We start from the raw sequence: 21578 nt of genomic DNA, 5'->3' as shown, positions 1-21578 counted from the left end.
CGGGAGTTTTTTTACTTATCATCGAAATCGTCGACCCCGTTCAAGAGGCTGACACCGTGATGAGTACCGGTTTCTGCAAAGATGGCCCACTGGGCTACGTTCATGGCGTGGTCGCCGATGCGTTCCAGGTACTTGGCGATCATAATGGAATGGATAATGCTCTCGGCGTCACTTTCCGTCTTCCTGATAGTTTCCACCAGTTCCCGCTTGGCAGAGCGGAAAAGGAAATCAACGTCATCGTCACTTTCAATTACAATCTTGGCCAGCTTCAAGTCCTTACGGACAAAAGCATCGATACTCTGTGCCAGCATCTTAAGCACGTCAATGCCCATGGGCGGAATGGCGGCCAGTTTCAGGGGAGCCCCATCCAGGTCTGTACACTCCGCCACGATTTCGGCAATATCTGCAGCCTGATCGCCAATGCGTTCCAGGTCCCCCACCATTTTCAGGGAAGCAGAAATCAGGCGCAAGTCCCGGGCTACGGGCTGCTGGCTCAGCAAAAGCCGCAGGCAAAGGGTCTCGATTTCCTTCATCTTCTGGTCGATTTCCTTGTCGCCCACCACAATTTTCTTGGCGGTTTCGCGGTCAAAGGCCAGCAAGGCGTCGATGGAGGCCTTCAGGGAATCTTCCACCAGGGCGCCCATTTCTATAATGCCCCTGTTCAGGGCTTCCAGTTGCGAATCAAAACGGTTTCTCATTATCCAAATCTCCCGGTAATGTAGTCCTCGGTGCGCTTGTCCTTGGGCAGCGAGAACAGGGTTTCTGTCTTGTTGACTTCGATGACTTCCCCCAAGAGGAAGAAGGCGGTCCTGTCGGAAACACGGGTGGCCTGCTGCATGTTATGGGTCACCATGACGATGGTATAGTCCTTCTTGAGTTCCAGAACCAGGTCCTCGATAATGGAGGTGGAAATAGGGTCCAGGGCGCTGGTGGGTTCATCCATCAGGAGCACTTCCGGCGAAACCGCCAGGGCACGGGCTATGCAGAGCCTCTGCTGCTGACCGCCGGAAAGACCGAGAGCGTTCTTTTTCAGGCGGTCCTTCAGTTCGTCCCACACACCGGAATTCCGCAGGGACTTTTCCACGATTTCGTCCAGTTCCGCCTTGTTGCGGATACCGTGGGTCCTGGGGCCGTAGGCGATGTTGTCGTAGATGCTCATGGGGAAGGGATTGGGTTTCTGGAACACCATGCCCACCCTTTTCCGGAGAATGTTGGGGTCCATTTTCCCGTAAATATCCTGACCATCCAGGAGGATGTGGCCCGTAATCTTGCAACCTTCCACCAGATCGTTCATACGGTTCAATGACTTGAGCAGGGTGCTCTTGCCGCAGCCGGAGGGCCCGATAAAGGCCATGATCTCGTTGGGCATAATGTTAAGGTTCACGTCTTTCAGCGCATGGAAATTACCGTAGTACAGGTCCATGCCGCGAATAGAAATTTTTTCGTTAGGGGTCATTAGGTTTTCCCGATTTTCTTTGCAAATTTGTTAGAAATCCAGTTGATGAGAAGGACCACCAGAATGAGGATGACCGAGGTGGCGTAGGCCTCGCCGGTATGGAAACCTTCTCGAGAAAGTTCGTACATGTGAACAGACAGGGTCCTACCCGAAGAGAATATTCCCTTGGGGAAATCCGCCACCGTACCTGCCGTATAGATAAGGGCGGCAGTTTCGCCTACCACGCGGCCCACCGCAAGGATTACGCCGGCAAGGATTCCCGGAACAGCCGCCGGCAATATTACCGACAACACCGTACGGAGCTTACCTGCCCCAAGGCCGTAGGAACCTTCGCGATAGCTATCCGGAACTGCCCGCAGGGCCTCTTCGGTGGTGCGCATGACCAGGGGCAAAATCATGATGGAAATAGTCAAGATACCGGAGACCAGGGAATATCCCAGATGCAGGGCGGTCACGAAGAACAGCATTCCGAAAAGGCCGTAGATAATGGAGGGGATTCCGGAAAGGGTTTCGGTAGTGAGCCGCACCAGTCCCACGATCTTGTTTCCACGACGGGCGTATTCCACCGTATAGATGGCGGCACAGATTCCCAGGGGGCCTGCCACCAGGAGGGAACCCGCCACAATAATGACCGTATTCAGGATAGAGGGCAGGAAAGATACGTTCTCCGAAGTATAGGTCAGGGAAAACAGGGAGGGTTTCAGGAAAGGAATGCCCTTCACCAATATATAGAGGACCAGGAACCCCAGGGAACATACCGTAATAGCTATGGCCAGGGTCACGAGGATCCTCAGGAACAGCGAAAGGGGCGAACGCTTATAGTATCCGATCATTTAATAACCCTCTTCTTGAGAATGGAAAACAGCAGGTTGATAATGAGGATAAAGGTGAACAGCACCACGCCGGTGGCAATGAGGGATTCACGGTGCAGGTCCGTGGCATAACCCATTTCCAGCACGATGTTGGCGGTCAAGGTTCTGATACCCCCGAGAATACCGTCGGGCATTCGGGCCTGGTTACCGGCCACGAGAATCACCGCCATGGTTTCGCCAATAGCCCTGCCAAAGCCCAGGATAATGCCCGCCACGATTCCCGACGTGGCCGCCGGAAGTACCGTGAAGAACACGCTCCTTTCGTGGGTGGCCCCGAGAGCCAGGGAACCTTCGTAGTAGCTGTTGGGGACCGCCCGTAGGGCGGCTTCGGAAACGGAAATGATGGTCGGTAAAATCATGATTCCGAGCAGGATCGAGGCCGTCAAGATGCTGAAACCGCTCCCGCCAAAGTGCTGCCGCACAAAGGGCACGATAACCACCAGGCCAAAGAAGCCGTAGATTACCGAGGGAATGCCGGCCAGGAGTTCCACGGCGGGTTTCAGGGTCCTGTGAAGCCTTTCGGAGCAAAACCGGGCCAGGAATATGGCCGACAGGAGCCCCACCGAGACACCGATGGTAAGGGCACCCAGGGTCACGTAGAGGCTGCCAAGAATCATGGGGAAAATCCCGTAGATCGCAGGCTCGTCCGTGGGGGCCCATTCCTTTCCGAACAAAAAGTCCGGAACGCCTATCTTTAGAATGGCAGGGACACCATTTGCAAAAAGGAACACGCAGATCAGGGCCACAAACAGGATGCTTGCCAGCGCAGAGACCAGGAAGATGGTGGATGCGGCCCGTTCCTTAAATGGATTGGATAAACTGAGTTTCATAGGATTACTTGATGGTAGTCGTGAGGCGGGCGCTGAAGCCTACATCGGACATTTCGTTTTCGCTATAGACCGTCGCCTGGATTTTTCCGTGGGAACCGATCTTTTTCACAAAACCTACGGCCCAACCCAATTCATCGGCATCGGTGTTCAGTTCGTCACGGTTAGCGACGTATTCCACTTCGGCAAAGGCCTTGTCGAAAATGCCGCCGGTAGGAAATTCCACGCCACCGTACACCGGGAAGTACTGGGTATCCTGACCGTAGAGGGGCTTTACGGCAGTGCCCGCTTCAATGGAGGCTGCATTTACCTCGTCGTCTTCGCCGGTCATGATGGCCGCTGCTTCGGCGTATACCGCCAGCTGCTTGGAGGCCTGGTACCGGGCCCGGAAATCCACCACATGGGTAAGGACAGCGCTATACTGCACCGGATCAAGCACGTTGGCACGGTAACCCAGACCGAGCTTCAGGGCATCTCCCAGTTTCAAGTCGTCGTTCACGCGGAGGTAACCCTTGTTGAAGTTTTCGTCATCGGTACCCACCATTATGTTCAGCTGGTTACCGGCCTTTTTCCAGCCCAGCTCCACGGCATCGTGAGAATAGTCACGAGCGAGGAAGCCCCGCTTAGAAAGGTTCTTGTCCAGGTAAGCACCGAAGTTGCCGGCACCTTCCGTATCCGTCTTCCAGTGACCCAGTTTCAAGTTCAGTCCGGAAGTTGCCCACTTGTAATTTCCGTAATAGGTATCGGCCTGAAACTTGTCTGCACCTCCATTAAAGTGGGGGGCGTACATGCGGATAGTCACCTTGGCATCGAAATCTTCGGAGCTGTACGTTCCGCCGATATTGGCTCGAAACCAGAAGTTATCCAGAGTGTTTTCCTTTTCATTGTCGTAAAATGCCTTGTAGGCCTGAGTTTGAATATTTCCGGTCAAGTCAAAGCCGCTGGCCTTGGATTCTTCGGCGGCGCTAGCCATGCCGATAGTGGTAACAACAGCTGCGATGATGCAAGATTTCTTAATCGTCATTTTGAACTCCTTTGGGCCAAGCCCTGTTTGAATGACGGCATCAACTTAGATTGTCATTGTAAAAACTGGAGAGGGGTCGAAGTAAAATATTTGAGAAGTTCTTGTAACGAATAAAAGAGGAGTAAAGGCTTTACAAAGATTTTACCCTACATGCTATTGGGTCTTTACATAGCTTGTCTAACTTGTGGTCATCATTCAAAACCAACCAAGGAGTATCAAGAATGAAAAAACTGGCTTTAACCGCTTGTGTAATTAGTTTAGCTGTAATGGGTATTACGGCAGCCTGCAACGGAGAAAACGAAAAGAACGTCGAAGTCGCCACCACCAAGCAGCCTGAAATTTCCGTCATCGCCCGAGAAGCTGGTTCCGGCACTCGGGACGCCTTTAACGAACTGGTGGGAACCCTTATCAAGCAAGATGGAAAGAAAAAGGACAATACCACCAAGGAAGCCATCACCATCGACGGCACCCAGGGTGTCATGAGCTCCGTAGCCGGTAACGAATACGCCATCGGCTACATTTCCCTAGGTTCCCTGAACGGTTCCGTGAAGGCCCTGAGCATTGACGGATTCGCCCCCACCAAGGAAAACATCAAGGCCGCCAAGTACCCCATCGCCCGTCCCTTCAACATCGCCACCAAGGGCAAGATGAACGACGCCGTAAAGGACTTCGTGGACTTTATTCTCAGCGCCGACGGCCAGGCCATTATCGAAGGCAACGGCTACATCGGAGTTTCCGACGGCAAAAAGTTCCAGGCCCAAAAGCTGAAGGGCAAGATCGTCATTGCCGGCTCTTCCAGCGTGTCTCCGGTCATGGAAAAGCTCAAGGAGGCCTACATGGCCCTGAACCCGGAAATGGAAATCGAAATCCAGACCAACGATTCCTCTTCGGGAATGCTGGCTGCCAAGGAAGGGACCTGCGATATCGGTATGGCTAGCCGCAACCTGAAACCCAGCGAACTGGAAGCCCTGACTCCTCAGACCATCGCCCGGGACGGTATCGCCGTGATTGTCAACAAGCAGAACCAGATTTCCAACATTTCCCTTGCAAAACTGCGGGATATCTACACCGGCCTCACCCGCAAGTGGAATGATGTAAAGTAAAAAAAGGCTACATAAAAGAAAACGAGGTGAACAGGATTCATCTCTTTTTTTTATTCAAGCAAATTGGACAGGCCAGAGACATTCTCTCCAAGGCCGATTTTAGAGAAAGCTAGCTCTTGGACTGAATTGAAGAAGAGGACTAGCAATCCTAAGTGAGGCGCAAGCCGCCTACTTCACCCACTTATCGACTTCCTTTTGGGCTTTGTCGCGTTCGTTCTGGGCCACGTGTCCGTAGATGGCAAGGCCGGGAGTCACGTTCGCGCCGGTCACCTTCTTGAGGCGCGCAACACCCGAGAGGCCGCTGCCTTCGTGAGTCACGAACGGGTGAATTGTCTTGCCCTTCAGGTTATACTTCTCGAAGAAGGTGAACATGGGCATGGGCATTTCACCCCACCACACCGGGTAACCGACGTAAATCTCGTCGAATTCTTCGGGGTTCACGTTCACCGGCTTGATGGCCGGGCGCGCGTCCTGCGCAAGTTCCTTCTTGGCTACGTTGATGCAGTCGTCGTAGCCCTTGGGGTATTCCTTCGCGGGTTCCACATGCAAAAGCGTGCCGCCCGTCTTTTTCGCAATCATCTCGGCAATGATTTCGGTATTGCCCTTGGAAATGTTCCCGACGGTGTAGTTTTCATCGGCGCGGGAATAGTAAACAACGAGGATTTTCTTTTCTGCTGCCATAGAGACTCCTAGAAGAAGTGATAAAAGAATCAAGGTGATTTTTTTCATAGAATCCGCCTTTTTCGTTAAAAATTTCCTTGAACCGGTTGATTATAATATAGATAAATTCAGGACGTCCGCGTAATGCGTAATTTTTATGCCCACTATGCGTGTAGTGCATAGTGAGCAAACGGTCGGCGACAATGACGGCCCTTAGTCGCCGGGATTCCAGTCCTTGAAATGCTGGATTTCGGCGAGAGTCGAAGTAAAGAAGCGCTTTTCCTTGTCGAGGCCGCGAATCTTTTTCATGTCGTCTTCGGAAAGCTTGAAGTTATAGACCTCGATGTTTTCCTTGATGTAATCCGGGTTGCGGGCGCCGGGAATCGTGGAGAAGCCTTCCTGCACGTGCCAGCGGAGGATAATCTGCGCGGGCGACTTCTTGTACTTTGCCGCCAGTTCCTTGATGGTCTTGTCGCCAAAGAGGGTTGCGTTGCCGCCGGTGCCGCCCAGCGGGAACCAGCCTTCTACCGCGATGCCGAGCTTCTTGCACTTTTCGCGGAAGGCCTTGCGCTGCGCATACGGGTGCAGTTCAATCTGCACGATGGCGGGCCTGATTTTCGCCTTCGCGATGATTTCGTCGAAAGCACGCTCGTCCATGTCAAAGTTCGAAATCCCGATGGACTTGATCTTGCCTTGCTTCACCGCCTCTTCGAGGCCGCGCCAACCCGCCATGTAGTCGCCCACAGGCTGGTGCAGGTAAACCAGGTCGATGTAATCCACGCCCAGGCGTTCCAGCATCTTGTCGATAGATTCAGCCGCATTGCCGTGGTCGTAATCCGTGGGCCAGAGCTTGGAGGTAATCCAGATTTCTTCGCGGGGGATTCCCGACTCCTTCACGGCAGCGCCGACGCCACGCTCGTTACGGTAGGCGTGAGCCGTATCCACGTGCCTGTAGCCAAGCTTGAGCGCCACCGCCAATGCGTCCTTCGCCTCGGCCACCGAAGAATTGTAAGTGCCGAGCCCGAACTGCGGAATGGCACGCCCGTCGTTCAACGGGATGGTGACAGGTTTCACCTTCGGGGTGGCTGTCCCCGCAGCAGCAGCCAGCGCCGCCGTCGAAAGCATCATAGCAACAGTCTTGTTCATTTTGGTTCTCCTTATTAATTTCCCGCCGGGCGCACATCGGACCATTCAAAATGGGAAGTGCGTTTTGCGATATACCACTTGCCGTCAATCTTTTGGTATTCGTCCTCATAACGGACTCCCTGTAAATTCTGCGTGCGCACGCCTTCCGCGTTTTTCCCGATGAGCATCACGGTGCAATAAGACACGCCCTTGGCACGGTCGCCATCGACAGTCACTACCTGCTGGCCGTTGGAATGGTAAACCATATCGAACAACGAGAGGAACTTGGCGCAGGCTTTCTCGATTTCGTCACGCCCCTTGAGCGTAGAAGCGTTTCCGCCCACAATGGAAGTCATGGTGGCATCTTCGGTAAAAAGCGTGCTCTGGGTCTTGGTGTCACGCATGTCGGCCAGATTCGAGAAGGTGTCCACCAGTTCCTTCAATGCCTGCTTTTCCATAAGTTCTTCCATTTTCATTTGTGTCTCCTTGTTGCAGTCGCAAGCAGAAAACAAAAGGGCCGCTGCGACAGTTAAAAGTGTAACGAGTTTTTTCATTTTGGTTCTCCTTGCGGCAAGTGCCGCGGTTATGCGAATTTCTCCGGATCAAGCATGCGCACCACCTTGGCGGGGCTGCCCACAGCAACGGCGTAATCGGGAATGTCCTTCGTGACCACGGAACCTGCGCCCACCACGGCATGCTTACCGATGCACACGCCAGGCAACACGGAAACTCCAGCGCCAAGCCAAGCGTCTTCCTTGATAAGCACGGGCTTGCACTGCAAAACCGCACGGTCGTAAAGGTCGTGGTTGTTCGAAAGCAACTGCACATTGGCCGCAATCCATGCGCCGTCCTCGATGGTGATGCCGCCGCGGGCCATCAGGAGCAAGTTGCTGCCGATATACACGTTCTTCCCGATTTTCACACGCTCAAAGCACACGCCCTGAAGCGGAGCCGTGAGCATCGTGCCTTCGCCGATATTGTCGCCGAACAGTTCCTTGACCACCTTGCCGTATTCCTCGGTCATGGGCATGGTGTGGTTCAACTTGAACAGAATCTGGGCGTTCTTCGAGCCGATTTCAAAGGCCTCGGGGTCCGGGATTCGGGAATCGACGATTTCTTCTTTGCAGTCCATAAGTGCTCCTTGCTTGCGCATTTTTGTTGTTTACACTTGAATTATAGGTTGTTTTGGCCCGAATTCAAATGGCAAGTTATGGGCTAGTGCAAAATAAGCGACAAATGTTCAAAAAGTGCAAATTATTTTTGTATATTTTACGGCATGAATCCAGCCTCCCACAAAGAAGATTTGCGCATCAGGCGCACCAAAGAATCCATCTACACGGCGTTCAAGCAGATGGTCTGCGAAATGCCCTACGAAAAGATTACCGTCAAGGCGCTCGCCGACCGCGCCATGATCAACCGCAACACGTTCTACCTGCATTACGAAAGCACCGACGACGTGCTCCGCGAAATCCAGGCGGGCTACATGGAACGCTATATTGAGCTCGTGAAGGACTACAACTACCTCGACAACCAGAAGGAAATCGTACGCTCTTTTTTCGAGTTCATGGAATCGCAAGACGAGTTCTTCAAGAAAATCACCTGCGACAGCCGTCTGGACTACGTGCGCGAACCCATGCAACGCAAGGTCTTGGCCCACACCCATTCCAAAACGACGCGACTCCACACCAAGCAAGTCTGCGTCCAGAATATCGTGCGAGCGTTCAACAACACCACGCTCGCGCTATACCGCCAGTGGGTGCAAGACGGCCGCAAAATCCCGCTTAAGCAAATGATTGACCTCGCCGCAACCCTCATGGAAGGCGGCATCAAGGCATTTGCGAACAGGGAGTAACTTGAAATTGCGAGTCTTTATGTCACTTTCCCGAAAGCAGTTTTTCAAGTTCGCCCTGCAATTCCTCGCGCTTGGGGAGATAAAGTTGGTACTTGCTTACGAATAAATTGTTTTCTATTCCCTGCATCGCGTATTCCATCAACAACTGGTCCTTGTAGGCACCAAGTACTATTCCGATAGGCGGATTATCGTCTTGGGCGCAGACCTCTTTTTTGAAGAAATTCAGGTACATGTTCATTTGCCCCACATCGTAATGCTCGATTTCGCCACGTTTTAAATCAATAAGAACAAAGCATTTGAGATTGTAATTGTAGAACACTAAATCTACTTTGAACTGTCTGGCACCAATCTGCATCTTGTACTGCCGTCCGATAAAAGCGAAGCCTTTGCCGAACTCCAACAAGAACGTTTGCAAGTTGGCGACAACCTTCTCCTCGATATCTCCTTCAAGGTATTTCTGGTCTTCGTTTACCCCAAGAAATTCCAGAACATAAGGGTCCTTTACGATGTCTTCGGGCTTTTGCGTTTGGATTCCTTGCTTGCTTATTTCCAGCACGCTCTTCTTGTCCTTGCTCAAGGCAATCCTATGGAACAGCAGACTTTTCATCTGACGCTTGAGTTCCCTGACGCTCCAGTTCTCGTTTTCGCATTGCTTTGTGTAAAAACCAATTTCCAAGTCAGAGTTTGCCTTGATGATTTCTGTATAATGACTCCAGGTCAATTTTCCAGACAGTGTCTGGATTTTTGGGAATTTTAGGTAAAATAGCCTCACTTGGAATAGGTTTGATCGGCTGAACCCTTTTCCAAATTGCGCAGTCAAGTCCTTAGCAAGGTTATCCAACAGTTCTGCCCCATATTGGGCTTTCGCATTGCCATCTTGTTCATATTCTACAATATGACGACCGATTTGCCAATAGGTATTTACGAGAGTGGTGTTCACTGCTTGAAACACCTGTTTACGGCTTTCAACCAGCAATGAGCCTATTTGCGTTACAAGATTCTTGTACCCATTGCTTTGGGCTTGGGCTATCTCTATTCCTTTTCCGGTCTTTTTCTTCATTTTCGCTCCTGCCCGCAAACAAGCTTGAAATTGCGGGTCTTTTTTGCTCACTGCAAATATACATTCTTGCAATGTCATATTATGACATTTTGATGAAAAATGTAAAACTATGCTTTCAAAGCATATCTTTTATGCGAAATAAGTATTTTGATTTATGGCGGAATTTGGTTATTTTTAGGGCATGAGGTGGTTCAGTTTCTTGTTCGTTTTCCTGTTCATGGCGTGTTCGAGCGATGCGGCGTCGCAGGCGGTGCCGAAGGTTTCGGACAAAGGAGATTCAATCGTGCAGAATAGCAAAGGGGCGGCCCCAACGGTCAAGTTGAATTCGGGTTTCGATATGCCGGTTCTCGGGCTTGGCACTTGGACTTTGCGCGGCAAGGTGGCTGAAGACGCAGTCTATGTCGCCATCAAGAACGGGTATCGACTGATTGATACGGCAAAATATTACGACAACGAAGAAGCAGTGGGTAGGGGAATCCGCCGGGCGATTGACGAGGGGCTCGTGAAGCGCGAAGATTTATTCGTGACGTCGAAACTGGTGCCGTGGAGCAGTTCCCTGGACGAAGACATCGACGACTCTCTTGAAAAGCTGGGGCTCGAATATATTGATTTGATGCTGTTGCACCAGCACGGGAGCGACGCCGAGGACAAGGCGGTTTACAAGGCTATGGAACGTGCGGTGAAGGCGAAGAAAATCCGTTCCATCGGCATATCGAATTACTACACCGAAAAGACGGCGAAGCGCTTTTTTGCCGATTTCGAAATCAAGCCTGCCGTGGTGCAAAACGAAAACCACGTGTTTTACCAGAACACGGAATTCAAGGAATACGCAAAACGATACGGCGCTGTAGTAGAATCTTATTACCCGCTGGGCGGGCGCGGCCACACCGAAGATGTCTTGGGGAACAAGGTTGTCGCAAAGATAGCGAAGACTCACGGGAAATCGGCCGCACAGGTGGTGTTGCGCTGGCATGTGCAATCGGGCTACATTGCCATTCCAGGTTCCAAGAACCCCGACCACATCGCAGAAAACATATCGATTTTCGATTTCGAGTTGACAGACGACGAAATGAAGCAAATCGCCGCCCTCGATACGGGCCACCGCTACGAGAACTGGTGAAAATCGTCAAAATTTTAGTCAAACTGGATAAAAAAGTGTGTTTTTTATCCAATACAATGCATTTATTGAATAAAAAAACGTTTTGGGGCTAAATTTTTGTATATTATCCCCTAAAAGGCACTGGCAGCGGATTTCCGCCTGCAAGCCACGTTCGACTAGAAAAGTCGGCTATTTGGTATATCCCCAATGGAAATTGGGCTTTTAATGTATCCAAAGGCCGGCTTTTTTTATGGAGTAAAAATGAGCAAAAAGGATAAAATTGAGATTCGCGACCAGGTCGGGAACGAAAACAGGGGCGAAATCGTGCTTTACCAGCCGGAAGGCGAAGTCCGGCTGGAGGTGCGTGTAGAAAACGAGACCGTGTGGCTCACGGCAAACCAAATGGCGCGTCTTTTCAATCGAGACGAGAAAACGTTACGAAAGCACATCAACAACGTGTTTTCGGAGGAAGTCGAGAAAGACAACAACACGCATTTTTTGCGTGTTGATGGCGTAAAGCAACCGGTTGCTTTTTATAGCCTTGATGTAATCATTTCGGTCGGATATCGCGTAAAGTCCGCAAGCGGAGTCAAGTTTCGCCGCTGGGCAAACCAAGTTCTCAAGGAATACATGCTCAAGGGTTACGCCATAAACCAGCGAAAAATATCGACCGATTTGCAGATTGTGGACCGTCTGCACGAACAGCGGCAACTCATCGAAGACCAGGGCGCAGAAATTGCGGAATTTAGGAACACCACAGAAAAACGTCTCGGCGAACAGGACTCCCGACTTTCAGCAGTCGAACAACGTATAGATTTTTTCGTGAATGCGGCACAAACTCCAACGGGTGGGATTCTTGCGACCGGAACGCGGTTTGACGGTTTTGTGCTGATTTCTGATCTTGTGAAGAGGGCAAAAAAGTCCGTGGTATTTATTGACCCATATGCCACCATCGAGGTGCTGAAATTTGCTGCCATGCGAGCAAAAGGCGTTTCGGCAAAAATCTACTCCTCACGAATTACACCTGAATTCAAGACTGCGGCAGACTTGCACAAGAAGCAATATCCTGAACTAGAATTGAAGACCATGCGCACGATTCACGACCGTTTTCTTCTGGTCGACGACACTGTATATCACTTTGGAGCTTCGTTTAAAGATATGGGTAACGAAATGACTGCTTTTAGCGTGCTAGATTTCGTGACACCCGCCGAAGTCATTGCGAAAGTGGAGCAAAATACAAAAGGAAAATAGTGCATTTTAATTCAAAAAACTCCCCCACTATTCGCTTGACGCATAGCGGATTTATTATATTCATCCCCAAAAGGGGCTTTTTATGTTTGTCGAGACTTACATTTTGCGTTTGCTGGCCGGGTTCCTAGAATACGGGACCCTTTCTACCGTAGCGGACAAGCTCTACACTTCGCAGCCGGCGGTGAGCCGCGCGTTCAAAAAGCTGGAAGACGAAATCGGCGCTCCGCTCTTCGAGCGCAAAAAGAACCGCATCGAGCTGAACGAGAAGGGACGCACGGTCGCCGAATACGCGAAGCGCATCATGGACTTGCAAAGCGAGATGATGGAAAAGGTCAGCCCGCAGGGAGCGGGCACGCGCACATACTCCATCGCATCGATGGCGATCCTCCCCGCAGTACGGATGATGCAGGAACTGCAAGAAAAGCACCCGGGGGCACAGGTCACCTACAAGATTATCGACAACGAGGCGGGGGTGCTGAAGGCGCTGAACGAGGGCACGGCGGATATCGGCATCACGCTCAAGGCCCCCCGCGCAAAGAAATACCGCGCCGAAAAATACATGCAGGAGCGGCTCTCGATTGCGCTCCCGAAAAAGCACCCGCTGGCCAAGCGCAAATCCATCCGGCTCCGGGAACTCAAGGGCGAAACCATCATCCAGCGCAGCAACGTGGGCTTCTGGGAGCAGGTCAAGCGCAAGAAGATTCCCGACGCCATATTCATCAAGCACGACAGCACGAAGGGCATTTCAAAGCTCATTGAGCAGTCTTCGCTGTTGACATTCGTTTCGGACCACCAGTTCGATTACGAAATTCCCAAGGACCGCAAGATTGTACCGCTCGCCGACCGCGAAATGAACGTGGAATTTTTCAAAGTGACGCTAGCGTAGAATCTATTTCCCGCTGGTCGCCCTATCGCCAAACAGCGCGCGGGCGTTGCCTTCAAGAATCATGTCGTAATAGGGCGCAAGGTCGGCCTCTTTTTTCAGGTAGGCCTTGAGCCGTTCGATGCTCGCGGTAAGCACCTTGGGTGCCACGTAGGGGTAATCGGAGCCGTAAAGCAGGTGATCGGGCGTGGTGACGGTGAGCATCATGCGGATGGTCTCTGCGGAGTGCGCTCCGGCAAGGTCGTAATAGAGCGATGCCAGGTTCTTTTCCCAGTCGATTTTCCCGATGAGCTTGTTCTGCTGCATCACGGGAATCAGCGACTTCATGCGGGGCAAGGCGAGCGGGAGGTATGCACCGCAATGGGGCACCACCACCTTCACGTTCGAGTAGCGGGCCAGCACGTTCCTGGAAATCATGTTGGTGACGGCACGGGTCGTTTCGGAAAGGTATTCCTGCATGGCAAGCGGCGTCTGCTTCATCACGTCCTTGTTGACGGGCTCCGGCCTGTGAGGGTGCAGAATCACGACGGCGTGCTTTTTATTCAGGTAATCAAACAGGGGGTCCAGTTCGGGCGCGCCCAGGTACTGACCCTTTACGTTGGTCGCAAGCTTGATACAGTCGACCTTGAGCGTATCGATGGCGTAAGCCGCTTCGGCGATGGACTTTTTCACGTCGGGCAGCGGGAGTGCCGCGCAGTACATGAATCGACCGGGGTGTTGCTTTTTCAGGGATGTACCGGCCTCGTTCACCTTGCGGATGATGGCGGCACTTTCGTTCGCGTCGCCAAAATAGGGCTGCGGGGCAGCGAGCGTCAAAACGGACGTCTGCACCTGGGCTTCGTCCATCCATTTCAGGTGGGCGCTCACGTCCCACTTGGGGAGCGGAAAACCTTCGTCCAGCAGAGCGTTATGCTTTTGCAAATTGGCCAAATAATCCGCAGGAATCACGTGGGAATGAACGTCGATGGCACCGCCGGCAAAGGCGGCCGCGGCCAGGAATGCGGTCAAAACAACGCTTGCAGTTAAGTAATTCTTAAAATTCATGGCAATCCCGATGATGGTCGACTATGGGTTACGGGCGCAAAACTTCTTCCAGCCATTCTTCGATTTCTTCGCGGCTGGTGCCGATGGCGAAGCGCTTGCTTTCGAGCCATGTGGAATTGGGCGTGAGTTCCTGCAGCAGCTTGGCGCTTTGGCCTAGCGGGCTTGAAGCCGACGTGCAGAAGGTGAGCAAGGTCTTGCCCGAAAAGTCGTAGCTTTCGAGGAACGTGCTTATGATGCGGGGTGCGATCCCGTGCCATATCGGGTGCGCGATGATGACGGTATCGTATTCGTCCATGTTCTCGACAGCGGTCGCGATTTCGGGGCGGGCGGATTCGTCTTTCTGTTCGCGGTCGGCACGGCAGTCCGTATAGTAGGCGATGTCTTCGTCGGTGTAAGGGGTTTTTGCGGTGATTTCGAATAATGTTGCGTCCAGGTATTCCGCGGCGTATTCGGCCAGCGGTTTGGTGTTGCCCGTTCTCGAGAAGTAAGCCACGAGCGTCTTGCCGCGGGATTTATTCGCCGATGTCGCGGAACTGGATGTCGCCGAACTTGAATTAGCCGAGTTGCTCAAAACGGTTGATTCCGAACTTGAAGAAGTTTCGTCCTTTGAAGTCGCGGAGCTTTTGCCGTCTTGCGAGACGCTGGATTCGACAGCTTCCCCGGCGCCTGTCGGAGAAGACGAGCCGTCGTCGGAACACGCGGCAAAGAAGCCCAAAAACAGAGCCAGCAGCAATGTCGAAAACAACGCGGGCGATTTCATCGGACTACTTCCTGATGAACTTTTCGTCGGTCTTGGGCATGGTGTTGTCGGGCGTGTAGCGTTCAACAGTCATTTTCAAGTCGTACTTGTCGCGGAGCTTCGCAATCGTCTTCATCATGGGCGAGGCGTGGTGCACATCGATGGCAGCCTGGCTTTCCCACGCGTCAATCAGCAAGATGGTCTCGGGATCGTCCAGCGACTGGAAATATTCGTAGCGGATGTTGCCCTTCTCGGCACGGATTTTCGCCACCGTCCCGCTAGAAACCATCTCTTCGGCGAACTTCTTTGCCGCCCCGTTCTTACCCGTATAGCGCAGGTTTACCGTAATGTTGCTCATGGCACTCTCCGCAAACACGCTCGCAGCGAGCGCAAGGATTGAAAAAATTGTTAAAAACTTGAGTTTCATTGGACCACTCCGAAATGCTTTGCATATAATATAAATATTTTCGAAGCATGCACAAAATGCTTATTTTTCATGCTCAGTATGCGCGGGACGCATAGTGAAAACAAAAGCTTTTCAATATAAACAATCCGCAGTAAGCTTAACGGGAATTGATTCTGAATATTGGTTCTTTTTCAAAGGACTTGCCGTAATGAGCGTTTTGAATATTCCCTTGCGGGTTCCGGTTTCGCTCACGAACGCTGCAAAACGGCGTTCCATCTTGTTGAATTCCGATTCGGTAAGGGTGTAATCTATTTCGGAGTATTTCAATTCGCAAAGGTTTATCATTCCGTCGGCCCGGTCAATAATCAGGTCAATCTGGGCAGGTGTTTTCTTGTCTTTGCTGCGCCAAGAATACTGCTGTGTCGAAATCGCATCAATCCTGAGAGCTTCTTTAATTTGTTGAGTATGGAGCAGGCAGACTTTTTCGAAAGCAAGCCCAAGCCAAGTATTCACGACAGGGGTATTGATGTGGTTCTCCCAAAAGCGGGTGTCGCCCTTGGCTTTGCCGTTGAAGTATAGGTGGAATAAGGTAAACGGATCGACCAGCTGATAAATGCCGCTGTTTTCCTTGACGACCTTCTTTTCGCGCACCATGTATTTTCGGATAAATCCACATTCGATGAGATTTTGAATCTGCTCGGAGAGGGTTCCGCCTTTTTCAGCCTTCATTGACGCGATGATTTCCTTGCGGGTCATGCCCTGTTTTTTTTGAGCGAGTGTTTCCACAATACGCATGTATGGTTCTGCCGCATTGAAAAGAGTCTTGAAAAGTCGCTTGTATTCGCGCCGCATTTCCCCGTTTTCGGAGAAGTAAAGTCGGTCTATGTTTTGGGCAAGGCTTTCGCTTTCGTCGAAGAGGCTGAGGTAGTAGGCAACACCGCCTGTGAACATGTACGACTGCAAGACCATTTGCCTGGACCAAGTGAAGTTTTTTGAGAGTAGATATTCCTCGGTTTCCTTGAGCGTAAAAGGCAAAAGCTTTATCTCGTGTGTAATCCTGTTGTGCAGCCCGGCCTTGCTGTCTATGAGGTTCTTTATCATCCAGGATGTTGCGGAACCACATACGATGAGTTTAAAGTTGTCTTGGGTCGAAGCCCAACTATTCCAAAAATGCCCAAGGGCTTTTGTAAAACCAGAACCTTGTGTATCGAGGCTTGGAATTTCGTCAATGAAAACGATACAGGGGTTGCCGTTAGAAATTCTGTCCGAAAGGGCTTTGCGCAGTTGAGAAAACGCTTCCATCCAATTTTTAGGACGTTCATTGCTCTTGTAACCGAAGATGTCCATGGCGTCAAGGAACGCGTCTATTTGGTCGTCCTTTCTACCTTCCAAGACTCCGGTCATTGAAAAAGCGAATTGGCCTTTGAAGGTTTGGTTGATGAGGTAGGTTTTCCCTACGCGACGCCTACCGTATAAAGCGATGAATTCCGCCTTTTTAGAGGCGATATATCGCTCTAGCAGTTCGATTTCAGAATTTCTTCCAATTATACTCATGATCTTAAATTTACAACATTTTTCGCCAAAAGTCAATAAAAATTTAAGTTTTGGCGAGATATTATCTTTATTTTCGCCAAAACTCGCTAAAACGATGAGTTTTGGCGAAAGACAAGTAAATTTCATCGATACGCAAGGTTGTGTACCAAGCGTTTGGCTTATATCCTCATGCTGAGCACGGCGCCTTTGGTGTCGTCGTAGAATAGCGGGGCGATGGTGAATTTGGGTGGGGTCTGCCTTTCACCGACCTTTTCCTTGTAGAACACGCTGCCGATATACCAGCCGATGGAGGCTCCCATCAAGGTTCCCGCGACGGCGTCGGAGAACCAGTGGGCCTCCCCTTTTGCGCCGAGAACCATGCTTGTGGCGATGTAGCCTGCATACAGGGCGCAGCCCGCCACGACGAGGGGCTTGTCGCGGTTGTAGCTTGCGATGCTCATGGCCATGGCCGCGTTGGTCATGGAATGCCCCGAGGGCCAGCCGTAAAAGACTCCGCGCCTGAAGAACCCCCACTTGAAATCGCGGGAACGCTCGCCACTGTTGAGTTCCGCATCAGGGTGCTCGCGAGCCGAAATCGCCTTGAGAATATTGTTGTAGAGGAACGCCACGGCGGTAGCCTGCACGGCGACGGCGCCGGTGTTGTTCAGTGCGCGGTTGTCGCTGATAAAGTACATGTAGCCCGGAACTAGAATCGGGAAGAATGTCCCCATCATCATGCCGGGAGTGAACGCGATGCCGTAAACAAGTTGGTCCTGACGGGCCGCAAAACGCGCCACCATCAAGTCGTTATTTTCCATCGAAAACTTGTACGTAAGCGCACCGCCGAGCATGTGGAACCCGAGCGGCCAGCCGAACGCACTCAGCAACATATTATGGCCCAGGTGATCGAACGGGGAAAGCTTTTGCGCGGTATCGACAGTCACCGAGGTTGTTACGGAATCTGCTTCGACAGCAGCGGAACCCGTGGCACAGGCAAAAGCCAAAACCACTATCCAACGAAGCGCTATTTTGTCTAGACGAAAAATCAAGATTTGACCTCGTTTATTATTTCGAGAGCGCCTTCACCCAATCGCGGACAACGTTTTCGGAATCCTTGACCTTGCTTCCACGCACAGAAAGGGCGGTTTTCTTGTCGAATGCAGCACCCTTCGCCTGCATCAGCTTTTCGAGGGTAGGGAGGCTCCCGGCACCGTCAGAGGACCCCTCGTGAGAGAAGAACGCATAGACGTTTTTGCCTTGCAGGTTTACCTGCTTTAGGAATGTCATCACGGGCATCGGCACGTCGTACCACCAGACCGGAAAGCCGACAAACACAGTCTTGTAACGTTTCATTTCTTCGTCGCTCAGGAAGAGGTTTATCTCGGGATAAATGTTTCCGTCCTTTTCCTTTTTGGCGACATCGACTGTTTCGTTGTAGCTAACAGGGTATTCTTCCTTGCGCAAGATGCGGGCGTAATCGGCTCCGACTTCGTCGGCAATCCAGTGCGCCATGCTCCGCAGGTGCCCAGACCAGGTGAAATACACCACCAGCACATCGCCTTTTTTCGAGAAATCCGCATCGGCATTCTGGTCGGCCCTGTTGCGTTCGGCGCAGCCCACCAAGGAAAGCAGGGCAAGCGCAAGCGTTAAGACAAGAGTGTAAATTCTAGCGAGTTTTTTCATGGAATGTTCCTTTTGGGCTATCTTTCTTAAATATAAAAATCTCCGTCGACAAGGGAAAATTCCCCTACGACCGCGGCGACATCTCCTTTGAAATGAAATTATTCGGCTGACCGCACGTTTTTTACCTTTCTTTCTGTTCAGCTGGGTCCTGCATCTTGATGACTTTCGCAGGGACGCCACCCACCACAGCATAGGCGGGCACATCCTTCGTGAGTACTGCTCCCGCAGCAACCACTGCATATTCGCCGACAGTTACGCCCGGGCAAATCGTCACGTTCATGCCAATCCATGCATTTCTCTTGATGGTGACCTTGCCGTAGGTGTACTTGGTATGACGTTCGTTGAAATCGTGGTTGATTGTCGCAATACGTACTCCCGGAGCAATGGAAACCCCGTCTTCAAACTCGATTCCGCCAGAAGCGCTCAGTATGGCGGAATGGTTGATGAATACGCCCTTGCCGAACTTGACGCGGTTCCCGAAATCGCAAATGAACGGGGTCAAAATTCGGATTCCGTCGAGGCTCCGGCCGAATAGTTCTTCTAGGTCCTTGACATAGCCGGGATCGTCGGGCAACTTGGCGTTGGCCTTGGCGCAAAGAACACGCGACCGCATCATCTCGTCAACGGCCTCCTTGAAATAACTTTCCCGAACGTTGGTAGGCCCGCCGTTATCCATCAATTCGTAAACATAACCTTGTTTGTAATCCATTTTCACTCCTTTAATTACATTTTACTCGTGAATTTTGTAATTATTCAGGAGCATTTCGCCTACGCCGGGAGCTTCCGGATCGTGGGTCCCTTTCCCCTTGTCCAAAACCCTCATTTGCTCCATTTCGTCTTCGGAGAGTTCAAAGTCGAAGATATCAAGATTCCCCTTGATGCGCTCCGGGTTGGTAGACTTGGGCAATACAATGATTCCGCTCTGGATTTCAAACCGGAGAATCACCTGCCCTGCGTTCTTGCCGTATTTTTTTGCCAGCGCAACGACAGTCTCGTTGGCAAGCAAACCCTTATCACCGTGTCCCAGAGGATACCATGCTTCCAGCCTGACACCTTGCGGGTCAAGAATCTTGCGCAGTTCCTTCTGCTGGAAATAGGGGTTGCATTCCACCTGGTTCACGCTTGGAATTGTCGAAAAACGGGGCACGAAACTGTTCCAAATTTTCGGCGTCATGTTGCTTACGCCAATAGAACGGATTTTCCCCGCCTTCTTGGCATCTTCTAGGGCCTTCCAGGCCCCTTCGACATCGCCGTAGGGCTGGTGCAGCAAGTAAAGGTCCATGTAATCCATGCCAAGGTTCTTGAGGGATGTATCGACACCTTTCTTGGCCGCATCGTAGCCGTAATCCTGCAGCCAGAGCTTGCTTGTAATAAAGACTTCGTCGCGCTTGATACCCGAATCGCGGACGGCCTTGCCTACATCGCTTTCATTCATATAGGCGGCTGCCGTATCGATATGTCGGTACCCCGCCTTGAGTGCGTCCAGCACGGCACAGTAAGTTTCGCCACCGTTCGGAATCATGAATACGCCAAATCCCACTGCCGGAATTTCGACACCGTCGTTCAACCTGATTCTTTCCATAACACGTCTCCTTTTTTATGAATAATATAAACATTAGAGTTCACTCTAAGTCAAGCCTTTTTTGCATAAATAGTCATGGCGTTATAGAGCACTAGAAGAGAGCCGCAACAATCTCGCCGATATCGCTGTCGATGCATAGGCGTTCCCCACACTGTCGTGTGGGTCGGGCTATATTCTGGGGGCAATCGGCTTCGCTTACGCTTGCCGCTCACCTCCCAGAACCAAGCCCCGCTGCGCGGGTCTTGTCCCCAAGGGGTCACTATCCCTAACGCTGCGGGGGGCCCCCCGCTCCCCCTCGCAACACAGGGCACGGCCTAATCTGCCACGCCCTGTAAAACAAAAAACTCCTGCCTGATTTTTTATCAGGCAGGAGCAATGTTATTCAAGTTATGTCGTTTACAGCTATGCGGCATTTTCCTCTTCCTTCGTTTCGGTGGGGAAATCTACCACGGTCGTCTCGGGAGACACGGTCGTATTCTTCCCTTTTCCCTTGCGAAGTTTCAGGTGCACCTTCTTCTGGTCGATGTGGCTGTTCACAGCGTTGATGAACTGGATGCAGCCTTCGTCCTTGTCAAGGGTGGCCTTGCCGATAGCAAGCGTCGTCACGATTCCGAATCCTTCGAGGCAGCGTTCGCGATACACCTTGTTGGCGTCGGCCACCTTCGAAGCGATTTCCTTGTTGCGGTTCTGCACCGCCGTCAGGTATTCGTTGTGCTTGCTTTCGAGGTTTTCGAGCCAGGGCTTGAATCCGCAGGCGCTCAACTTGTCATCACCAATTTCCTTGAGGGTATTGATGAGGTTCGTGAAAGTACCCGTGGACTGGTCCTGATTCAGCCTCGTGGGGTCGGCGTTCTCGGCAAAGATCTTGCGGAGACGTTCTCCCGTGGCAACCACGCCGCCGTCGGCAAGCGACTTGAGGCTCTTCGCAAAGTTCCTGCAAGAGGAGTAGGCGGCATTGCGTTCGGAATCAAGGCGGCTGACGGCCCTTGCGGCAGATTCGTCGACAGACACTTCAATGAGGTTAGCGTATTCGGTTACAGAGGTGCGGTAGGCTTCGATGGACTTGCGAATCTCTTCGCTGGTGATGCTTGCAGTCTGCTCAACGAAGTACTTGTGGAGTCCCAGGAATTCTTCGTTGCGGAGTGTTCTGTAGTTGAGAGCGTGAATCTTCATCATGATTCTATCCTCGTTCTTGAAGGTTGTCGGTTTTTGTCTCAGGAACTCTTGCGTTCCCTTGTCTTCAAAGATACCGCCAAAATTTCAAAAGCGTATCACCCCAAATGCCCGTTTCCGACGAAAAAACAAAAATTAAGGACAAAGTGTAATTGAGTACAAACTAACTAAAAACTTTGTCTGGGTTGCATTATTTTTTGTAAAAG

General features: G+C 51.5%; 24 protein-coding genes. 5 read left to right on the top strand and 19 right to left on the bottom strand.

Going from position 1 to position 21578, the window contains the following annotated elements; translation table 11 throughout:
- Positions 1–11 precede the first annotated feature (11 nt).
- Genes phoU through BUA93_RS14065 form a run of 5 tightly spaced genes read right to left on the bottom strand, consistent with a single transcriptional unit; the run spans position 12 to position 4179 of the window.
- A complete protein-coding gene (phoU, locus tag BUA93_RS14085; RefSeq protein WP_072813056.1) occupies positions 12–698 on the bottom strand; it encodes a phosphate signaling complex protein PhoU in 687 nt (228 codons plus the stop codon).
- Positions 698–1456 (bottom strand): phosphate ABC transporter ATP-binding protein PstB, encoded by a 759-nt coding sequence (gene pstB, locus BUA93_RS14080; protein WP_072980466.1) that lies wholly within the window; start codon positions 1454–1456, stop codon positions 698–700. The genes phoU and pstB overlap by 1 nt, the downstream gene beginning before the upstream one ends.
- Complete coding sequence (pstA, locus tag BUA93_RS14075) at positions 1456–2289, bottom strand: phosphate ABC transporter permease PstA (protein ID WP_072980464.1); 834 nt, start codon at positions 2287–2289, stop codon at positions 1456–1458. The genes pstB and pstA overlap by 1 nt, the downstream gene beginning before the upstream one ends.
- Entirely contained in the window at positions 2286–3158 is an 873-nt protein-coding gene (gene pstC / locus BUA93_RS14070) for a phosphate ABC transporter permease subunit PstC (protein ID WP_072980462.1), read from the bottom strand. Before pstC ends, pstA begins: the two co-directional genes overlap by 4 nt.
- Positions 3159–3162: 4 nt before the next feature.
- Positions 3163–4179, bottom strand: coding sequence for a hypothetical protein (locus BUA93_RS14065; RefSeq protein ID WP_072980460.1), 1017 nt, complete (start codon positions 4177–4179; stop codon positions 3163–3165).
- A gap of 221 nt (positions 4180–4400) precedes the next feature.
- Here BUA93_RS14065 and BUA93_RS14060 point away from each other — a divergent pair, with 221 nt between their 5' ends.
- A complete protein-coding gene (locus BUA93_RS14060) occupies positions 4401–5282 on the top strand; it encodes a substrate-binding domain-containing protein (RefSeq protein ID WP_072980458.1) in 882 nt (293 codons plus the stop codon).
- Positions 5283–5450: 168 nt separating this feature from the next.
- On the opposite strand, the gene BUA93_RS14055 is transcribed toward BUA93_RS14060, so the two are convergent.
- The 4 genes from BUA93_RS14055 to BUA93_RS14040 all read right to left on the bottom strand — a co-directional run bounded on the left by BUA93_RS14055 (position 5451) and on the right by BUA93_RS14040 (position 8199).
- Positions 5451–5963, bottom strand: coding sequence for a flavodoxin (locus tag BUA93_RS14055; protein ID WP_072980517.1), 513 nt, complete (start codon positions 5961–5963; stop codon positions 5451–5453).
- 192 nt (positions 5964–6155) lie between these two features.
- A complete protein-coding gene (locus BUA93_RS14050; RefSeq protein ID WP_083597486.1) occupies positions 6156–7088 on the bottom strand; it encodes an aldo/keto reductase in 933 nt (310 codons plus the stop codon).
- A gap of 14 nt (positions 7089–7102) precedes the next feature.
- A complete protein-coding gene (locus BUA93_RS14045; protein ID WP_217651018.1) occupies positions 7103–7621 on the bottom strand; it encodes a nuclear transport factor 2 family protein in 519 nt (172 codons plus the stop codon).
- A 29-nt stretch (positions 7622–7650) separates the two neighbouring features.
- A complete protein-coding gene (locus BUA93_RS14040) occupies positions 7651–8199 on the bottom strand; it encodes an acyltransferase (protein ID WP_217651017.1) in 549 nt (182 codons plus the stop codon).
- A gap of 144 nt (positions 8200–8343) precedes the next feature.
- Between BUA93_RS14040 and BUA93_RS14035 the strand changes: the two genes are divergently transcribed.
- The gene (locus BUA93_RS14035) at positions 8344–8919 is read left to right on the top strand and encodes a TetR/AcrR family transcriptional regulator (RefSeq protein ID WP_072980454.1); all 576 of its coding nucleotides are present in this window, start codon (positions 8344–8346) and stop codon (positions 8917–8919) included.
- 22 nt (positions 8920–8941) lie between these two features.
- Here BUA93_RS14035 and BUA93_RS14030 read toward each other — a convergent pair whose 3' ends face one another.
- Entirely contained in the window at positions 8942–9979 is a 1038-nt protein-coding gene (locus BUA93_RS14030; protein WP_072980511.1) for a PDDEXK nuclease domain-containing protein, read from the bottom strand.
- 181 nt (positions 9980–10160) lie between these two features.
- On the opposite strand from BUA93_RS14030, the gene BUA93_RS14025 reads away from it, so the two are divergent.
- The 3 genes from BUA93_RS14025 (at position 10161) to BUA93_RS14015 (ending at position 13215) form a co-directional block, all read left to right on the top strand.
- Entirely contained in the window at positions 10161–11099 is a 939-nt protein-coding gene (locus tag BUA93_RS14025) for an aldo/keto reductase (protein ID WP_254793996.1), read from the top strand.
- Positions 11100–11339: 240 nt separating this feature from the next.
- Complete coding sequence (gene rhuM / locus BUA93_RS14020; protein ID WP_072980507.1) at positions 11340–12329, top strand: RhuM family protein; 990 nt, start codon at positions 11340–11342, stop codon at positions 12327–12329.
- Between the two features lie 82 nt (positions 12330–12411).
- The gene (locus BUA93_RS14015) at positions 12412–13215 is read left to right on the top strand and encodes a LysR family transcriptional regulator (RefSeq protein WP_072980452.1); all 804 of its coding nucleotides are present in this window, start codon (positions 12412–12414) and stop codon (positions 13213–13215) included.
- Between the two features lie 3 nt (positions 13216–13218).
- Here the strand turns inward: BUA93_RS14015 and BUA93_RS14010 are convergent, their stop codons facing one another.
- The 9 genes from BUA93_RS14010 to BUA93_RS16365 form a co-directional block, all read right to left on the bottom strand.
- Positions 13219–14256 carry an amidohydrolase family protein gene (locus BUA93_RS14010; protein ID WP_072980450.1) on the bottom strand — a complete coding sequence of 346 codons (1038 nt, stop codon included), beginning with the start codon at positions 14254–14256 and terminating at the stop codon, positions 13219–13221.
- Between the two features lie 28 nt (positions 14257–14284).
- Positions 14285–15016: a flavodoxin gene (locus BUA93_RS14005; RefSeq protein ID WP_072980448.1), complete on the bottom strand. Its 732-nt coding sequence runs from the start codon at positions 15014–15016 to the stop codon at positions 14285–14287.
- A gap of 4 nt (positions 15017–15020) precedes the next feature.
- Positions 15021–15353 (bottom strand): putative quinol monooxygenase, encoded by a 333-nt coding sequence (locus BUA93_RS14000; RefSeq protein ID WP_072980505.1) that lies wholly within the window; start codon positions 15351–15353, stop codon positions 15021–15023.
- A gap of 180 nt (positions 15354–15533) precedes the next feature.
- Positions 15534–16955 (bottom strand): AAA family ATPase, encoded by a 1422-nt coding sequence (locus BUA93_RS13995; RefSeq protein ID WP_072980446.1) that lies wholly within the window; start codon positions 16953–16955, stop codon positions 15534–15536.
- A gap of 158 nt (positions 16956–17113) precedes the next feature.
- On the bottom strand, positions 17114–17938 hold the full coding sequence (locus BUA93_RS13990) for a phosphatase PAP2 family protein (RefSeq protein ID WP_072980444.1): 825 nt from the start codon (positions 17936–17938) through the stop codon (positions 17114–17116).
- 61 nt (positions 17939–17999) lie between these two features.
- The gene (locus BUA93_RS13985) at positions 18000–18617 is read right to left on the bottom strand and encodes a flavodoxin family protein (protein WP_072980442.1); all 618 of its coding nucleotides are present in this window, start codon (positions 18615–18617) and stop codon (positions 18000–18002) included.
- A gap of 121 nt (positions 18618–18738) precedes the next feature.
- Positions 18739–19326, bottom strand: coding sequence for a DapH/DapD/GlmU-related protein (locus BUA93_RS13980; RefSeq protein ID WP_072980440.1), 588 nt, complete (start codon positions 19324–19326; stop codon positions 18739–18741).
- Between the two features lie 21 nt (positions 19327–19347).
- Positions 19348–20199 carry an aldo/keto reductase gene (locus BUA93_RS13975; protein ID WP_072980438.1) on the bottom strand — a complete coding sequence of 284 codons (852 nt, stop codon included), beginning with the start codon at positions 20197–20199 and terminating at the stop codon, positions 19348–19350.
- 402 nt (positions 20200–20601) lie between these two features.
- On the bottom strand, positions 20602–21375 hold the full coding sequence (locus BUA93_RS16365; protein ID WP_072980436.1) for a DUF6261 family protein: 774 nt from the start codon (positions 21373–21375) through the stop codon (positions 20602–20604).
- Positions 21376–21578: the final 203 nt, after the last annotated feature.

The organism is Fibrobacter sp. UWH4 (genome assembly GCF_900142475.1).
Taxonomy (GTDB): Bacteria; Fibrobacterota; Fibrobacteria; order Fibrobacterales; family Fibrobacteraceae; genus Fibrobacter.
The sequence above is the reverse complement of the archived record's forward strand: the minus strand, read 5'-3'. Positions and strand labels throughout refer to the sequence as shown.